General features: G+C 57.1%; 3 protein-coding genes. 2 read left to right on the top strand and 1 reads right to left on the bottom strand.

What is annotated here, in order from left to right; genetic code table 11:
- The first annotated feature begins 329 nt into the window (after positions 1–329).
- Positions 330–584 (top strand): hypothetical protein, encoded by a 255-nt coding sequence (locus M0D64_RS44730; protein WP_266262304.1) that lies wholly within the window; start codon positions 330–332, stop codon positions 582–584.
- Between the two features lie 117 nt (positions 585–701).
- Here M0D64_RS44730 and M0D64_RS44725 read toward each other — a convergent pair whose 3' ends face one another.
- Entirely contained in the window at positions 702–944 is a 243-nt protein-coding gene (locus M0D64_RS44725; RefSeq protein ID WP_166618226.1) for a hypothetical protein, read from the bottom strand.
- On the opposite strand from M0D64_RS44725, the gene M0D64_RS45010 reads away from it, so the two are divergent.
- On the top strand, positions 912–1,247 hold the full coding sequence (locus M0D64_RS45010; protein ID WP_171928544.1) for a DUF2917 domain-containing protein: 336 nt from the start codon (positions 912–914) through the stop codon (positions 1,245–1,247). The two genes, M0D64_RS44725 and M0D64_RS45010, sit on opposite strands and share 33 nt — an antisense overlap.
- Positions 1,248–1,509 lie beyond the last annotated feature (262 nt).

The raw sequence follows: 1,509 nt of genomic DNA, 5'->3' as shown, positions 1-1,509 counted from the left end.
GTGCTTATGCTTGTCCACTTTGCAGCCCTTAACAAAAGTGCCTAACACCCTCTAGGTCCCTGTTTCCTGGCGCGATGCACACCGCGGCTAGCCAAAGTGTCGAGCCCTACCTCACTGCGCTCGCACTACCGAATGCGAGGAAGCTGCTCGACCTGATAGACAAAGACCTTCTGTCCGTGAGCAAGGGCAGATTGGTGGATATCATCGCACCACCGGATAGATCGGCACCATGGTGTGTGAATTGGGGTGAGGGATTCCAAAACTTCGATGCGATAGTCGTTGCCGCCGGATTTCATACGCCACGCCTTGTCAGAGACGAAGCGGGTCAGATGGAAATTGAAATACACGGCTCGCGCGAGAAAGAGACCGTGGACCTATCGCACCGGTTGACCACCGAGCCGACCCGGCCAGCCGAACAGGGCAGCCTCTGGTTTGTCGGACCGCTTGCTCATTCGCGCGTACCGATATCGAGCGCCCTGTTTGTCACTGCGTCTGTGGCCGCGCAAGTGACGGCGAATCTCGAATCCCACCGTGCCGCCACGGCACTCGACGAATGCTGCCCTTTAGACGCAGCCATGTACTGATACATAGCCGACCTTCGCATCGATCTCAGTACCAATAGATAGCCAACGATGGTCCTTCGCGTACTCTCTGCGCCGATCGTCGAATCTGCTGTACTGGAAAGCGTCGTGTTGAATAATTCAATGAGCTGGGCAGCAGACTGCTGAGAACCAATCGATGCTTGAACGGCCGCTATATTTTCCGAAACGGCCTTTTGAAGCGGTGCGCGGCAGCGCGGCTGCTTCAAACAGAGTAGGACCTTCGGTATTTTTGGGCAGATTTCTCTGCGGCGTCGTTTGGATGCGCGGCGGCAATCTGCATGACTGTGTGGAAACTGTTGGAGCTTTGCGATGCGTGAAATTAGAATCTTTGAGTTGGATCAAGCTGACGTTCCAACGCGCCTGCCGATTGGCTGCCCATCGAGGGTGAGCGCAATGCGCGAGAGGCTGTGGGTTACCGTGGAAGGACAAACGGATGACTATTGGCTGGCAGAAGGCGAATCTCTTGAATTGCCTCCATATGCTGTCGTATGGATCAGCGCCGAACATGATGGAGGGCGGCTTTCAATTACGTCCTGCAACACTGGCTCAGTGGCCAGCGCGCGCGCGAGGATGGACGTGCTTGTGCTCTGGCTCGCGCGATGCGCAGTCGCAGCAGTGCGTTCGGCGCTGCGCCCATCACCATGAAAGGCTTCTACACTTCTACGCCGAGCAACACCGTCGGCACTTTTGCGTCGTCGCGGAAATCGAAACGCGATTGATCCCGAGAAGTTCCGTCCGGCGTTCGATGCGTTACAGACAAGGCATCCGCTGTTGTCTGTGTGTGTCGAGGACGACATCGAACATGGCCGGGGCATTTACCGGTCCGACCGAAGACGTGACCGGCCGGTATGACCGATGGGACTAAACCGCTCGCGCGGTAAGGGGCTCCGGCACAACTCTGGCGGCG

Origin of the sequence: Paraburkholderia sp. WS6, assembly GCF_030464835.1 — a bacterium.
GTDB classification, from domain to species: Bacteria; Pseudomonadota; Gammaproteobacteria; order Burkholderiales; family Burkholderiaceae; genus Paraburkholderia; species Paraburkholderia madseniana.
The sequence above is the reverse complement of the archived record's forward strand: the minus strand, read 5'-3'. Positions and strand labels throughout refer to the sequence as shown.